The sequence below is a fragment of the Rhizobium sp. CFBP 8762 genome (genome assembly GCF_014841565.1).
Classification (GTDB): domain Bacteria; phylum Pseudomonadota; class Alphaproteobacteria; order Rhizobiales; family Rhizobiaceae; genus CFBP-8762.
This window is the reverse complement of record NZ_JACYUD010000001.1, coordinates 820,864-833,729: the sequence shown is the minus strand read 5'-3', so window position 1 is coordinate 833,729 and position 12,866 is coordinate 820,864. Positions and strand designations below refer to the sequence as shown.

Below are 12,866 nucleotides of genomic sequence, written 5' to 3'. Positions count from 1 at the left end.
TAGACGCAATGGGCGCGTTACTCGTCGTCGACCACCCGAAGCTTCAACTGACCGCTTCGCTCCGGTGGGGTTAACGCGCTCGGCGTCTCGAACTCCATGGCCTCGATGCGGCTCCCGCGTTTTGCCATCTTTTCACTGGAGGTGAGGATCTGTTCCACATCCTTTTGCGCGGAGGAAAAATGCCCCTGTAATTTTCGCACACGATCGTCCAGCCGGGTCAGGTCCTCCATCAGCCGGATAACCTCTCCCTGAATGAGGTGGGCCTGCTCGCGCATCCGCTGATCACGCAGAATGGACTGAATGACCTGAATGGACAGCATCAGCAGTGATGGCGAAACAATGACCACGCGCGCGCGGTTGGCACTCTGCACGATGCTCTCAAAACGCTCGTGAATATCCGCAAAAATGGATTCCGACGGTACGAACAGAAAAGCGGTTTCCTGCGTCTCGCCGGGAATCAGATATTTCGTTGCGATGTCCTTGATATGCACATCCAGATCGCGGCGAAAGCGCATGGCGGCCTGCTTGGCTGCTTCGGCATCGCGTGCGGCGCGAATCGCATTCCAGGCTTCCAGCGGGAATTTGGCATCGACCACAAGAGCGGGCTGGCCGTTCGGCATCCTGATCGTGCAATCCGGCCTTGACCCATTGGAAAGTGTGGTCTGAAAAGCATAGGCATGCATGGGCAGAGCATCGGCGATGATGGTTTCCATGCGCGACTGGCCGAAAGCGCCGCGTGTCTGCTTGTTGGACAGAATGGCTTGCAGGCCCACCACGTCTTTCGCCAGAGTCTGAATGTTGTTCTGTGCGGTGTCGATGACAGCCAGCCGTTCCTGCAATCGGCGTAGATTATCGTGGGTGGTCTTGGTCTGCTCGGTCAGTGTCGTGCCAATTCGGTGGGTCATGCCATCGATACGCTGGTTGATCGACTGGTTGAGTTCCGCTTGCCGGGTGCTGAACACATCAGCCATCGCAGCAATGCGACCCTGCATCTCGGCCTGCGCATGCAAGAGCGCGTCCATCTGCTCGCCCGCATGGTCTGTGGCCCGCGTTCGCCCACGCAGCAGCAGGATCACCAGCAGAAGGACGCAGACACCGCACATGACAGGCAGCGCGTAGGGGCTTTGGGTCAAGTTATAGAGAGTTTGGCTAAGGTGATCAGTTTCCATGGGCGGGGACATTAGCAGAAACCCATACAAAATCCAGATCATAAAGAGAACAAATATGGGCGTCATAAAAATGTTCAACACCGGAATTCCATCGCGGCCAAAGATCGGTTATCAGAGCGCCATGACGATAAAACCGCTGATAATCCTTCCTGATCCGTTGCTGCGCGAGGTGTCGCGCCCTGTGGAAACCGTCGATTCCGAGATTTTGCGTCTGGCGGACGATATGCTGGAAACAATGTATGATGCGCCGGGCATCGGGCTGGCGGCTATTCAGGTGGGTGTGCCGCGCCGGATGCTGGTCATTGATCTGGCAAAGGAAGGCGAGGCACCGCAGCCACAGGTGTTCATGAACCCGGAAGTGCTGACATCGTCGGATGAGCGCTCGGTCTATGAAGAGGGCTGCCTGTCCATTCCCGATTATTTTGCCGAGGTCGAGCGTCCGGCTTCCATCACTGTCCAATATCTGGGCCGTGACGGCAAGCAGCAGATTGTCGAGGCCGATGGGCTGCTCGCCACCTGCCTGCAACATGAAATCGACCATTTGAACGGCGTCTTGTTCATCGATTATGTTTCGCGGTTGAAGCGCGAAATGGTGGTCAAAAAATTCACGAAGCTTGCCAAGGGGAAATCCTCAGCCAAGCTTTAGAGCATATTCCGACCGGCGCGAAGCGAGGATCGAAAAGAATATGCTTTGAATAAAGATGTTAGAGCGCTGATTCGATCGAGTGAGATCGGAGAATGCTCTAAGGAGGCTGACGATATGCCATTGCGCATTATTTTCATGGGAACGCCGGAATTTTCAGTACCCACGCTGGCAGCCCTTGCTGAGGCTGGGCATCATATTGTCGCGGTCTACACCCAGCCGCCGCGTCCGGGTGGGCGGCGTGGGCTGGATGTGCAGAAATCCCCCGTCCATCGGTCCGCCGAACTGCTGGGCATTCCGGTCTTAACTCCGGTCAACTTCAAGGCAGAAGACGATAGGCAGCGCTTTCATGAGTTTGAGGCAGATGTGGCTGTGGTCGTGGCCTATGGTCTGCTTCTGCCGGAAGCCATCCTGACCGGCACGACGCTCGGCTGCTACAACGGCCATGCCTCGCTTCTGCCGCGCTGGCGCGGTGCTGCCCCCATTCAGCGCGCGATCATGGCCGGTGATACCAAAACCGGTATGATGGTGATGAAGATGGACAAGGGGCTGGACACCGGCCCTGTTGCCCTGACAGCCGAAGTGCCGATTGCGCCGACAACTACTGCAGGCGAACTGCATGACAGCCTGATGCTGACGGGCGCAAAGCTGATGCGCGAAGCCATGGGTAAGCTGGAAGCCAACGACCTGCCGCTAACGCCGCAGCCCAGCGAGGGCGTGGTCTATGCGGCCAAAATCGACAAGGGGGAAACCCGCATCGATTTTTCCGGGAATGCGGTGACGGTTCACAACCATATTCGCGGGCTATCGCCTTTTCCCGGTGCGTGGACGGAAATCACGCTCGGCGGCAAACCGGAGCGCATCAAGGTGTTGGCGTCAACCGTAGCGGATGGCGCCGGCGATGCAGGAACGGTGATTGCCGAGCCGCTGATCGTTGCCTGTGGTTCGGGTGCGGTACAACTGACCCGCTTGCAGAAAGCGGGCGGCAAACCGTTGGCCGCTGTGGATTTTCTGCACGGAATACCGCTGCCCGTTGGCGCGAGGCTTGGGTGAATGCCGCGCTTTCGCTTTACCGTCGAATATGATGGCTCCAATTATGTTGGTTGGCAACGGCAGGACAATGGCGCGTCGGTTCAAGGCTCCATCGAGCAGGCCATTCTCGGTCTGACCGGGGAGGGGGCGTCTGTGCGCGGTGCGGGCCGCACGGATTCCGGCGTCCATGCGCGGGGACAGGTGGCCCATGCGGATCTCACGCGCGGCTGGAAGCCCGATACGCTCAGAAACGCACTGAATGCGCATTTGATGCAGGCCGGAAACCGTATTGCCATACTGGATGTAACGGCGGTGGACGAGACGTTCGACGCGCGCTTCTCGGCGCTTCGCCGGCATTATCTCTATCGAATTCTGTGCCGTCGCGCGCCGCTGGCGCTGGAAGCCAAGCGTGCCTGGTGGGTTGCCAAGCCTTTGGATCACGAGGCTATGCATGCCGCCGCACAGATGCTGGTTGGGCGTCATGATTTCACGACATTTCGCTCCACTCATTGTCAGGCCAACAGTCCGGTACGCACGCTGGAACGGCTGGATGTGACGCGGATCGGTGATGTCATCGAAATGCGGGCAACCGCCCAAAGCTTCCTGCACAACCAGATCCGATCCTTTGCAGGCACGATCAAGCTGGTGGGCGATGGCAAGTGGAGTGCCGACGATGTGCGTGCTGCACTGGAGGCAAGGGACCGCAAAGCATGCGGACCCGTTGCCCCGCCCGATGGGCTTTACTTCATGCAGGTGGATTACCCAACACACGAACAGACAGCGCATTTCGATTAAGCGGCATCGCTTTACGCCCGGACAACACGCGTACCTGCAGCATTATGATAGTTGGGCTTCCGTTAACGAGACAGCAGCGCCGTGTTCCGTGGGCTCTTGCCGTAGACTGTATTTGGCTGACTGGTTGATCTGTGCTGACAGCATTTCCCAGTTTTGGCAGCCAAATTGGCGGGCAACGATATCAAGGCAATTGGCGTAGGACAACGAAAAGACATCCCGTTCTGCCAGTTCGGCTCGGAGTGTTTTCGCCATATTTTGTGCATCAAGAAGCGTTTTCACAATCTAATCCTTTTCAGGACAGGTGACTACAGCTCATATTGTGAGCAGGGGCGACGGCAGGCTCTGAAATGATGCTGCGGAACACAGTCCAACAGCATGTTTTGCCTGTTACCTCAATTGCAATGTCGGCATATAAAAGCGCCAAGCTTTTAGAATTACCCTCAGTTAAGGGGTCAGATAGCCTCAATCAATCGTCAATGTCAATATTAGAATAAAAGATAATACCAGGGGATCCGTTGTCGAAGACGTTCAGTTAACGGGAACGCATTTTACGCCACTGGTCTCATCCCGTGATTTGGAAAGATCAATGAGGGTGGCAGCATCACTCTCAGCCCACCAGATATATCTATCGCCTGCATACTTGGCGGCAGACGCTGCTATTACATTGGCAGCGACGACGTAGCGATCGGCAAGCGTCAAGCCTACCAGCGATATGTCTCCAGCGTTCCAATACTCTGCGGTCACCTTCTGATGGCCACACTGATATTGGGTGACAGTGCGTTCTACGGTTTGCCCGGCTGGAAGCGGAATAACGATCTGATTTTTGACAGCGGCCGGTTCGTTTGCAGAGGCTGTTGAATAGCCGGACACAGCCATAGCAGTAGAAATCAGCTTGATTAGAAATGACATCGCCGTTCCTCTGTTCCGCAAAACGCTGCTAAGTAGCAATACATACTAAATGAGGCGTTACTTATAATCAAGGACTTCCAGTGTCTGCTGCCGTTTGCGGACTTGCAACGAGGCCGAACAACGCGTCGAGCTTTCCTTCGATCAGTATCGGCGTCAGCAGGAAGATAACGGTCAGGGTCGTTGCCAGCAGAACCTGATTGCCCGTGACAGTGCGCAAAAGCCGAAAGAGTGCCATGATGGCAGTAAACAGCAACATCATGGCCAACAGCGCGATGACGCCACCGGCGGGAAACAAAAGTTGCAATGCCATGGGCACTGCCAGTGCATAGCTGAGCGGCACTGACAGCCAGTTCGATGTGATGACAATTGGCACCACAAGCCGTGCAAAGCCGAGTGGACCCGCGAGCAAGGCAATCAGAACAAGGGGAAACACCCACGATATGACTTCGACGACAAAGAGCCGCAGAAAATAGCTTGGGCCGGTTTGCGTGCCCGGTGGCATATTGCCGAGAAAATCGAGCCGCCATGCCGCCCACGCGATGGCCAGAGCAGGCAGGGTCCAGACGATCGCCCAGAACGAGCGCCGCAAGCCGTGCTTGCTGAAATCGAAATGCGAAAAACCCTCTGGCTTGCCCTGTATCAGCAGCCAAAGGCCGGCCAGCAAATGCTGAACCTCCTCAATGCGCGGCATGGGCGAACCAGTGCTGAATGAAAGTTTCGTAGATTGTTGTCAGTGTCTCAAGATCAGCGACGGCGACGCGCTCGTCGACCATATGCATGGTTTGGCCGACAAGACCAAATTCCACAACCGGGCAGTAGTTCTTGATGAACCGCGCATCCGACGTGCCGCCGGTGGTGGAAAGTTTCGGCGTATGGCCGGTCACCTCGGCTACCGCTTGCCTCAGTGTTGCAATCAGCGGTTCATCCCGCGTCAGGAAAACTTCGGACGGGCGTTCGCTCCACGTGATGTCATAGGACACGGGTTTACGGTCCGGACGCAGCCGCCCGTTGGCTGCTGCCTCGTCCAGACGCCGGATAATCTCGGCCCGCAAGGTCTCGGCGTCCCACGTGTCATTGAAACGGATATTAAAGCGGGCAGACGCCTTGGCCGGAATAACGTTGACCGCGCTGTTTGCAACATCGACCGTGGTGACTTCCAGATTTGAGGGTTGGAAATCCGTTGTGCCGCTATCGAAAGGCGGATCCATCAGCGCTTGTGTTAATTGCAGAATGCCCCGTACGGGATTGTCGGCCAGATGCGGATAGGCGGCGTGGCCCTGTACGCCATGGACGGTGATGGTGCCGGACAACGAACCACGACGACCAATCTTGATCATGTCGCCCAACCGGTCCGGGTTGGTCGGCTCGCCCACAAGGCAGGCGTCCCAGCGCTCGCCCTTTTGGGCGGCCCAATCCAGCAGCTTGACGGTGCCGTTGATGGCCGGGCCTTCCTCATCACCCGTGATCAGGAAGGAAACAGACCCCTTAGGGGGGCCATGTTTCTCGATTGTCCGCGCCATGGCCGATACGAAACAGGCAATGCCGCCTTTCATATCCACCGCGCCGCGTCCGAACATCTCGCCGTCAGCGATATCGGCAGAAAAAGGACCGTGCGACCATGCGCTTTCATCGCCAACTGGCACCACATCCGTATGCCCGGCAAACATCAGGTGCGGCCCATCCGTGCCGATGCGGGCATAGAGATTTTCGATGTCAGGCGTGCCCTCGTCGCGCATCACAACGCGCTCGACCGTGAAGCCGAGCGGCGTCAGCATGGACTCAAGGGCCGCAAGCGCGCCGCCCTCGGCAGGCGTAACCGATGGGCAGCGGATCAGGGCAGCCAGCGTGTCTACGGGATTGGTCGTGGTCATTCTGGCTGCCTTATATTTTAATCGCGCAACAATTCGTTGATACCGGTCTTGGACCGTGTCTTTTCATCAACGCGCTTGACGATAACGGCGCAGTACAGGCTCGGTGCCGGCTGGCCGTTTGGCATCGTGTTGGCCGATGGCAGAGAGCCGGCGACGACGACCGAGTAGGGCGGGACTTCGCCATAGGTGATTTCGCCGGTGGCGCGGTCAACGATCTTGGTGGACTTGCCGATAAACACACCCATGCCGAGAACCGCACCCTCACGCACGATGCAGCCTTCGACGACCTCCGAACGAGCGCCGATAAAGCAATTGTCTTCAATAATGGTTGGGCCAGCCTGCATTGGCTCCAGCACGCCGCCAATGCCAACACCGCCGGACAGGTGAACGTTTTTGCCGATCTGTGCGCAGGAGCCAACCGTGGCCCATGTATCGACCATCGTGCCTTCGCCGACATAGGCACCGAGATTGACGAAGGATGGCATCAAAATCGCGTTCGGTGCGATGAAGGCGGAGCGGCGCACGACGGCATTCGGCACAGCACGGAAACCGGCTTTTTCGAAATCGGCCTCTGCCCAGCCATCGAACTTGGAGGGCACTTTGTCCCACCAGACCGACGCGCCGGGACCACCCTTGACGATCTCCATGGCATTGAGTCGGAACGACAAAAGCACGGCCTTTTTCAGCCACTGGTTGACAGTCCAGTTGCCATCGGCCTGGCGTTCGGCCACGCGTGCCTGTCCGCCGTCCAGAAGGGTCAGCGCGGTTTCCACGGCATCACGCACCTCGCCATTGGTGGCGGTGTTGATGGTGTCGCGGGCCTCAAAAGCAGCGTCGATCGTGGTGGCGAGGGCGGCTAAATCCTGGGTTGTCATAGGGCATCCTTCAAAGTCGGGCATCTATCGCAGATCACTTCCACCGTGTAGAGCATGGACCGCAAAAATTGAAGTCTGTTTTAGCCAAATTGATTCGGCAAGTGGCTGAAATCAAGGAGATGATATGGCACGCATGAAGAAAGCCCATCTGCGACGCAAGGATGGTGTCTGGGACCCCTTGGCCGATAGCGGCCACGACAAACGCCGCGCCGAAGGCGTGCCGAAAACGCCGCAAACCCTGTCTCCCGCCTATCGCCTCGCCTATGCCGATGACGATTTTCTCTGCCGCGAGGAATTGCGCCCGGTCCGGCTGCAACTGGAACTGATGAAGACGGAAATGATGCTGTCCGAGCGGGGCATCAAATCCACTATCGTCATGTTTGGCGGAGCGCGCATTCCGGCCCCCGGGCAGGACGCATGGGCGGCGAAAAACGAAACCCAGCGCGAAAACCTGACCGCCGCCTCCGTCTACTACGATGAAGCGCGCAAGTTTGCGCAGCTTTGCTCCCAGCATGCTGAAAGCCATGATTACAAGGAGTATGTCGTGGTTACCGGTGGTGGTCCGGGCGTTATGGAAGCGGGCAACCGGGGTGCCGCCGATGTGGGCGCGCCCTCCATCGCGTTGAATATCGTGCTGCCGCACGAGCAGGCTCCCAATGAGTATGTAACGCCGGAACTGAGCTTCAACTTCCACTATTTCGCCATTCGCAAGATGCATTTTCTGCTGCGCGCCAAGGCCGTCACGGTTTTCCCCGGCGGATTTGGTACGCTGGACGAACTGTTTGAAACCGTTACGCTGATGCAGACGGGACGTATGGCTCTCGTGCCGCTGATTCTGTTCGGCGAAAAGTTCTGGCGCAAGATCATCGACTTTGAAGCGCTGGCGGAATTCGGCACCATCTCGCCTGCAGATGTGGACCTGCTGCACTTTGTCGAAACGGCTGAGGAGGCATGGAACGTCATCTCCACCTTCTACAAGAAGGTCGATGCCGAGCATGTGGCGATGGTGGAAACGCCCAGAGGTTAAGCGAGAACTGCTTTGAGAAAGCCGGTGAGATCGTCGGTCACATAATCAATGTGATCGTCTGTCTCTCCGGTTGTCTCCCAGGCTTCGACCACCGCTTCCTCCAGATTACGGGGAACGAGCAACACGGTCTTCATGCCGAAATCACGCGGCACCAACAGATTGCGCGGCAAATCTTCAAACATGGCGGCGCGGGTCGTATCGATCTTGTGCAGGGCGCGGAAGGCCTCATAGGGCTTGGCTGCGGGCTTGGGCAGGTATTCAGCCGCAACGATATCGAAGATATCATCAAAATGATCGAGGATGCCCAGTGCGCGAGCCGTCATCTCGGCATGTTTCACGCTGCCATTGGTAAAAATGAATTTGCGCCCAGGCAGCGCCTTGATGGCGTCACCCAGATCGGGGTCAGGGGGCAGCACGGTGTAATCGATTGCGTGGGCCTGCTCTAGAAACGCATCGGGATTGATGCCATGGTTCAGCATCAGGCCTTGCAGCGTCGTTCCGTGGTCGCGGTAATACTGTTTTTGCAGCAGCCGGGCTTCGGCTGGCTCCAGTTGCAGCAGGGTGGCTACAAAGGCAGTCATGTTCTTGTCGATCTGCGAAAACAGGTCGACATGGTGCGGATACAGCGTGTTATCGAGGTCGAAGACCCACTCGGTGACATGGCTGAAATCTGCTTTTGCAGTGGAATATGCGGAATGATCGAGCGCTGTTTTCATGGCGACCTTATGCCACGCGCGCAGCCAGAAAGAAATTGAATTATCCGGACTCTGGCGGCGCTTTTGCCCCTGTGATACTGCGCCGGACATGGAAATCTGGATATTTATCACGATCATTGCAGCGTTTCTGCAAAACATCCGCTCGGTCATGCAGAAGCATCTCAAGGGCGTGATGGGAACGACAGGTGCGACCTTTGTTCGCTTCGGCTTTGGCGTGCCGTTCGCTCTTCTGCATATCTTTATCCTTGTCTTGGGTTTCGGGGCGACCTTGCCGGTGCCGGGCGCACACTTCTTCGGCTGGGCGGGCATAGGCGCGCTCACACAGGTGGCGGGTACATTTCTGCTGGTGCATCTGTTCTCATTCCGCAATTTTGCGGTCGGCACGGCCTATTCGCGCACGGAACCGGCGCAGGCGGCGCTCTTCGGGCTGGTCTTCTTCGGGGAACGTGCCAGCGGCGGCACGCTGCTTGCCATCGCGCTGTCGGTGCTGGGTGTCATGGTCATTTCTGTCGCCCGGCTTCGTGTTACGCTGGCAACCCTTGTCACATCTGTCTTTACGCGCACGGCGTTGGTCGGCATTCTCTCCGGAATGGCGTTCGGAATTTCCACCGTTTCCTATCGGTCAGCGTCGCTGTCGCTTGCGCCCAGCCTGCCAGAGCCGAACTATATCGTGCAGGCGAGCTATACCCTCGTCTACATCATTGCCGTTCAAACCCTATCCATGCTGGCATGGATGCTGTGGAAGGAGCGCGGCGAGTTTGCCCGCATTGCTCAAGCGTGGAAACCGTCGCTGGTCGTTGGCTTCATGGGGGCGACAGCATCGTTCTGCTGGTTAATGGCGGTCAGTCTGCAGCAGGCGTCTGTGGTCAAAGCGCTGGGGCAGGTGGAAATGCTGCTGGCGTTCGGCTCGGCGGTCTTCATCTTTCGCGAAACGATCAACCGGTTGGAAATCGCCGGATGCGTGCTGATCGTCGCAGGTGTGCTGATCCTGCTTTTGGCCTGATTGCGACACATTCGTCGTACCTGATAAATACGCTTGATCTCTGCGTGCAAGCGGTGTTTATGCTACAACCACCATACACAGGATTGCCGTGACCTTTGTGGAGTGTTTCGGGTGTTTGTAGATTATCAGGATATCTGGCCGTTACCGGAACCGTGGGAGCCAAAGCCCCGCAAGCAGCGGCTGACCAAACGTGGTGAGAAGGTGATGCTGTCGATCATCTCCTTCAATCTGGTCATGATGTTTTTCGGGCCGCTGGCGGGCGTCACGGTGTTTCACGCTATCCTGTCCATGTTTGGAAACTGATGCGTAAGACATGGACGACACACGCGTATGGCAACGCGTGTGTCGTGGCCGTCCTTGTCTGCGCATTTCTGGACGTAAAACCGCTGCGCAATTTTACTGGAATTGCTCTAACCTTTTGTTTTGACGCATTGTCCAGACGTAAAAGCGTTTCCGCTTTTACTGGAAATGCTTTAGGGAACGATCAGAGTTCCGGCACCATGTTCCGTAAAGATTTCCAGAAGCACGGCATGGGCAGTTTTGCCGTTGAGGATAACCACGCCCTGCACACCTGAATTGATGGCGTCAATGCAGGTCTCCACCTTCGGAATCATGCCGCCGGAAATGGTGCCGTCCTTGATCAAGGCTTTTGCCTGCGCCACGGACAGTTCCTTGATCAGTTCGCCGCTCTTGTCCAGAACACCGGGAACGTCGGTCAGAAACAGCAGCCGTGTCGCATTCACCGAGCCAGCAATGGCGCCTGCGAACGTATCGGCATTGATATTGTAGGTGTTGCCATCGCGGCCCGGCGCAACCGGAGCGATAACGGGGATCATTTCTGAGCGGGCAAGCAGGTCCAGCAGCGTGTGATCGACTTCGGTAACTTCACCCACAAATCCCAGATCGAGCACACGCTCGATGTTACTATCAGGATCAATGATGGTCTTCTTGGCTTTCTGTGCGAACACCATGTTGCCATCCTTACCGCACAGGCCAATAGCCCACTCGCCGGTCTGGTTGATAAGGGCGACGATTTCCTTGTTGATGGAGCCAGCCAGAACCATTTCCACGATCTCGACCGTTTTCTGGTCGGTAACACGCAGACCGCCTTCGAATTTTGACTCAATCCCCATTTTCGTGAGCATCGCACCAATCTGCGGACCGCCGCCATGGACGACGATGGGGTTGACACCGGACTGTTTCAAAAGCGCAATATCGGCGGCAAATGCCTTGCCGAGCTCGGGGTTGCCCATGGCATGTCCGCCATATTTCACCACGATGGTCTTGTTTTCATAGCGCTGCATGAAAGGCAGGGCTTGGGCCAGAAGACGCGCTTGTGTTTCGCTTTCCGATGCAGTCATGCTGATTATCCTGTTCAAGGCGTGCGGGTCGGATATCTCTAAAGTTAATTAACGAAGATTTGAAGACGTGTGTGGCGAGGATCGGGTATCTATTTTTTCAAAAACGGGCGCAAGCCCATGCTATTCTTAAGCTTCCCAAGGGGCGGATTGCGCTCTATCTTTGAGCGTAGGGATGCAAAGCGGGATTTTTAATGACCAATGACGATATCGCCAGTCTGATAGGCCGGGTTTCGCTTCGTGATCGCAGCGCGTTTTCCGCGCTGTATACCAATACGAGCGCGAAACTTTATGGCATCTGTGTCCGTATCTTGAAAGACAGAGGCGAGGCGGAAGAAGCGCTTCAGGAAGTCTATATCAAGGTTTGGCGTAGAGCAGAGCGGTATGTCGAGGGACAGACCAGCGCTATGGCATGGTTGGCGGCGATTGCACGCAATCACGCAATCGACGTCATTCGCGCCCGAAAGCCTGCCTCATCCGATATTGATGCGGCATTTGATATTGCCGATCCAGCCCCCGGGCCGGAGCGGTCGGCGTTGATGCAGGGCGAAGGCCGTCGTATTGACGCCTGTATGGAGCAGTTGGAGGCTGAGCGTGCATCTGCCGTGCGCAAGGCCTATGTGGACGGGGAGAGCTATCAGGATCTCGCCGAACTTTACGGGGTGCCGCTGAATACAATGCGAACATGGCTGCGGCGCAGCCTGCTGAAATTAAGAGAGTGCATGGACAATGATGACTCCGAGTAGCGAAAGTGGCGACTATAAGCGCGATGAAGTGATCGCGGGCGAATACGTGCTTGGCGTCCTCGCGCTTGAGGATCGTCGCAAGGTCGAAGCGCGCATGGCCATCGATACCAATTTTGCTGCCATCGTCCATCGCTGGGAGGATAATCTCTCCGGCTTCAACGATGCGTATGAGGATATTGCGCCACCGACGCGCGTGTTTCCTGCCATTGAACAGCGCATCTACCCGCCTACAGCCGCTGAGTCGCTGGACGTGGCGGCCAGTGGGGGTTTCTGGAACTCGTTGCTGTTCTGGCGCAGTCTTGCGTTCGCATCCGTGCTGGTTGCGGTGGGGGCCGGGTTTGTCGGCAGCGGCCTGCTAACGCCGCGCCCCTCCGGCAAGCCAATTGTCGCGGAACTGACGTCGAAGGAAAACGCCATCAGCCTGTTGGCGCGCTACGATAATCGCACCGGACGTTTGAAAGTCACGCCGATTGCGGCCCGTCAGCAAGAGCCGAAATCGCTTGAGCTATGGCTGATAGAAGGCGACGAAGCACCGCAGTCGCTGGGTCTGCTTCCGCAAGGCGGGGAAGGCGAAATTCGCGTCAGTCCGGATATGCAGGCGAAGTTCTCCGCCGGTGCCGTGCTGGCGGTCAGTCTTGAGCCGTTTGGCGGTGCACCCAATGGCGTGGCAACGGGACCAATCGTGGTCTCCGGTACGGCCCGGGGCTTTTAAACTTTTACCC

At 57.0% G+C, this 12,866-nt stretch carries 16 protein-coding genes; 8 read left to right on the top strand and 8 right to left on the bottom strand.

The window, feature by feature from the left end; genetic code table 11:
• Positions 1–17 precede the first annotated feature (17 nt).
• Complete coding sequence (locus tag IFT84_RS03935) at positions 18–1,169, bottom strand: DNA recombination protein RmuC (RefSeq protein WP_192117300.1); 1,152 nt, start codon at positions 1,167–1,169, stop codon at positions 18–20.
• Positions 1,170–1,290: 121 nt separating this feature from the next.
• Here IFT84_RS03935 and def point away from each other — a divergent pair, with 121 nt between their 5' ends.
• The 3 genes from def to truA all read left to right on the top strand — a co-directional run bounded on the left by def (position 1,291) and on the right by truA (position 3,639).
• Positions 1,291–1,815 carry a peptide deformylase gene (gene def, locus IFT84_RS03930; protein ID WP_192117591.1) on the top strand — a complete coding sequence of 175 codons (525 nt, stop codon included), beginning with the start codon at positions 1,291–1,293 and terminating at the stop codon, positions 1,813–1,815.
• A gap of 114 nt (positions 1,816–1,929) precedes the next feature.
• Positions 1,930–2,865, top strand: coding sequence for a methionyl-tRNA formyltransferase (gene fmt / locus IFT84_RS03925; RefSeq protein WP_192117299.1), 936 nt, complete (start codon positions 1,930–1,932; stop codon positions 2,863–2,865).
• Positions 2,866–3,639: a tRNA pseudouridine(38-40) synthase TruA gene (gene truA / locus IFT84_RS03920; protein ID WP_192117298.1), complete on the top strand. Its 774-nt coding sequence runs from the start codon at positions 2,866–2,868 to the stop codon at positions 3,637–3,639. It begins immediately after the preceding gene.
• A gap of 42 nt (positions 3,640–3,681) precedes the next feature.
• On the opposite strand, the gene IFT84_RS03915 is transcribed toward truA, so the two are convergent.
• The 5 genes from IFT84_RS03915 to dapD form a co-directional block, all read right to left on the bottom strand.
• A complete protein-coding gene (locus tag IFT84_RS03915; RefSeq protein WP_192117297.1) occupies positions 3,682–3,918 on the bottom strand; it encodes a glyoxalase superfamily protein in 237 nt (78 codons plus the stop codon).
• Between the two features lie 249 nt (positions 3,919–4,167).
• On the bottom strand, positions 4,168–4,548 hold the full coding sequence (locus IFT84_RS03910; protein WP_192117296.1) for an MliC family protein: 381 nt from the start codon (positions 4,546–4,548) through the stop codon (positions 4,168–4,170).
• A gap of 67 nt (positions 4,549–4,615) precedes the next feature.
• The gene (locus tag IFT84_RS03905) at positions 4,616–5,239 is read right to left on the bottom strand and encodes a hypothetical protein (RefSeq protein WP_192117295.1); all 624 of its coding nucleotides are present in this window, start codon (positions 5,237–5,239) and stop codon (positions 4,616–4,618) included.
• Positions 5,226–6,419, bottom strand: a complete 1,194-nt coding sequence (gene dapE / locus IFT84_RS03900) for a succinyl-diaminopimelate desuccinylase (RefSeq protein WP_192117294.1) — start codon at positions 6,417–6,419, stop codon at positions 5,226–5,228. Before dapE ends, IFT84_RS03905 begins: the two co-directional genes overlap by 14 nt.
• Before the next feature lie 17 nt (positions 6,420–6,436).
• The gene (gene dapD, locus IFT84_RS03895; RefSeq protein ID WP_192117293.1) at positions 6,437–7,294 is read right to left on the bottom strand and encodes a 2,3,4,5-tetrahydropyridine-2,6-dicarboxylate N-succinyltransferase; all 858 of its coding nucleotides are present in this window, start codon (positions 7,292–7,294) and stop codon (positions 6,437–6,439) included.
• 124 nt (positions 7,295–7,418) lie between these two features.
• On the opposite strand from dapD, the gene IFT84_RS03890 reads away from it, so the two are divergent.
• Positions 7,419–8,321: an LOG family protein gene (locus tag IFT84_RS03890; RefSeq protein ID WP_192117292.1), complete on the top strand. Its 903-nt coding sequence runs from the start codon at positions 7,419–7,421 to the stop codon at positions 8,319–8,321.
• Here IFT84_RS03890 and IFT84_RS03885 read toward each other — a convergent pair.
• On the bottom strand, positions 8,318–9,037 hold the full coding sequence (locus IFT84_RS03885) for a pyrimidine 5'-nucleotidase (protein WP_192117590.1): 720 nt from the start codon (positions 9,035–9,037) through the stop codon (positions 8,318–8,320). The genes IFT84_RS03890 and IFT84_RS03885 overlap by 4 nt on opposite strands.
• 88 nt (positions 9,038–9,125) lie before the next feature.
• Between IFT84_RS03885 and IFT84_RS03880 the strand changes: the two genes are divergently transcribed.
• Positions 9,126–10,040: a DMT family transporter gene (locus IFT84_RS03880; protein WP_192117291.1), complete on the top strand. Its 915-nt coding sequence runs from the start codon at positions 9,126–9,128 to the stop codon at positions 10,038–10,040.
• A gap of 111 nt (positions 10,041–10,151) precedes the next feature.
• Positions 10,152–10,343, top strand: coding sequence for a hypothetical protein (locus IFT84_RS03875; RefSeq protein ID WP_192117290.1), 192 nt, complete (start codon positions 10,152–10,154; stop codon positions 10,341–10,343).
• Between the two features lie 170 nt (positions 10,344–10,513).
• On the opposite strand, the gene argB is transcribed toward IFT84_RS03875, so the two are convergent.
• A complete protein-coding gene (gene argB, locus IFT84_RS03870; RefSeq protein ID WP_192117289.1) occupies positions 10,514–11,401 on the bottom strand; it encodes an acetylglutamate kinase in 888 nt (295 codons plus the stop codon).
• Between the two features lie 191 nt (positions 11,402–11,592).
• Here argB and IFT84_RS03865 point away from each other — a divergent pair, with 191 nt between their 5' ends.
• A complete protein-coding gene (locus IFT84_RS03865) occupies positions 11,593–12,144 on the top strand; it encodes a sigma-70 family RNA polymerase sigma factor (RefSeq protein ID WP_192117288.1) in 552 nt (183 codons plus the stop codon).
• On the top strand, positions 12,128–12,856 hold the full coding sequence (locus tag IFT84_RS03860; protein WP_192117287.1) for an anti-sigma factor: 729 nt from the start codon (positions 12,128–12,130) through the stop codon (positions 12,854–12,856). The genes IFT84_RS03865 and IFT84_RS03860 overlap by 17 nt, the downstream gene beginning before the upstream one ends.
• Positions 12,857–12,866: the final 10 nt, after the last annotated feature.

What these genes read in the sequence shown, in the direction of transcription:
- IFT84_RS03935 (WP_192117300.1), bottom strand. Translation starts at nt 1,169, where the DNA reads ATGGAAACTGATCACCTTAGCCAAACTCTCTATAACTTGACCCAAAGC.
- def (WP_192117591.1), top strand. Translation starts at nt 1,291, where the DNA reads ATGACGATAAAACCGCTGATAATCCTTCCTGATCCGTTGCTGCGCGAG.
- fmt (WP_192117299.1), top strand. Translation starts at nt 1,930, where the DNA reads ATGCCATTGCGCATTATTTTCATGGGAACGCCGGAATTTTCAGTACCC.
- truA (WP_192117298.1), top strand. Translation starts at nt 2,866, where the DNA reads ATGCCGCGCTTTCGCTTTACCGTCGAATATGATGGCTCCAATTATGTT.
- IFT84_RS03910 (WP_192117296.1), bottom strand. Translation starts at nt 4,548, where the DNA reads ATGTCATTTCTAATCAAGCTGATTTCTACTGCTATGGCTGTGTCCGGC.
- IFT84_RS03905 (WP_192117295.1), bottom strand. Translation starts at nt 5,239, where the DNA reads ATGCCGCGCATTGAGGAGGTTCAGCATTTGCTGGCCGGCCTTTGGCTG.
- dapE (WP_192117294.1), bottom strand. Translation starts at nt 6,419, where the DNA reads ATGACCACGACCAATCCCGTAGACACGCTGGCTGCCCTGATCCGCTGC.
- dapD (WP_192117293.1), bottom strand. Translation starts at nt 7,294, where the DNA reads ATGACAACCCAGGATTTAGCCGCCCTCGCCACCACGATCGACGCTGCT.
- IFT84_RS03890 (WP_192117292.1), top strand. Translation starts at nt 7,419, where the DNA reads ATGGCACGCATGAAGAAAGCCCATCTGCGACGCAAGGATGGTGTCTGG.
- IFT84_RS03885 (WP_192117590.1), bottom strand. Translation starts at nt 9,037, where the DNA reads ATGAAAACAGCGCTCGATCATTCCGCATATTCCACTGCAAAAGCAGAT.
- IFT84_RS03880 (WP_192117291.1), top strand. Translation starts at nt 9,126, where the DNA reads ATGGAAATCTGGATATTTATCACGATCATTGCAGCGTTTCTGCAAAAC.
- argB (WP_192117289.1), bottom strand. Translation starts at nt 11,401, where the DNA reads ATGACTGCATCGGAAAGCGAAACACAAGCGCGTCTTCTGGCCCAAGCC.
- IFT84_RS03865 (WP_192117288.1), top strand. Translation starts at nt 11,593, where the DNA reads ATGACCAATGACGATATCGCCAGTCTGATAGGCCGGGTTTCGCTTCGT.
- IFT84_RS03860 (WP_192117287.1), top strand. Translation starts at nt 12,128, where the DNA reads ATGATGACTCCGAGTAGCGAAAGTGGCGACTATAAGCGCGATGAAGTG.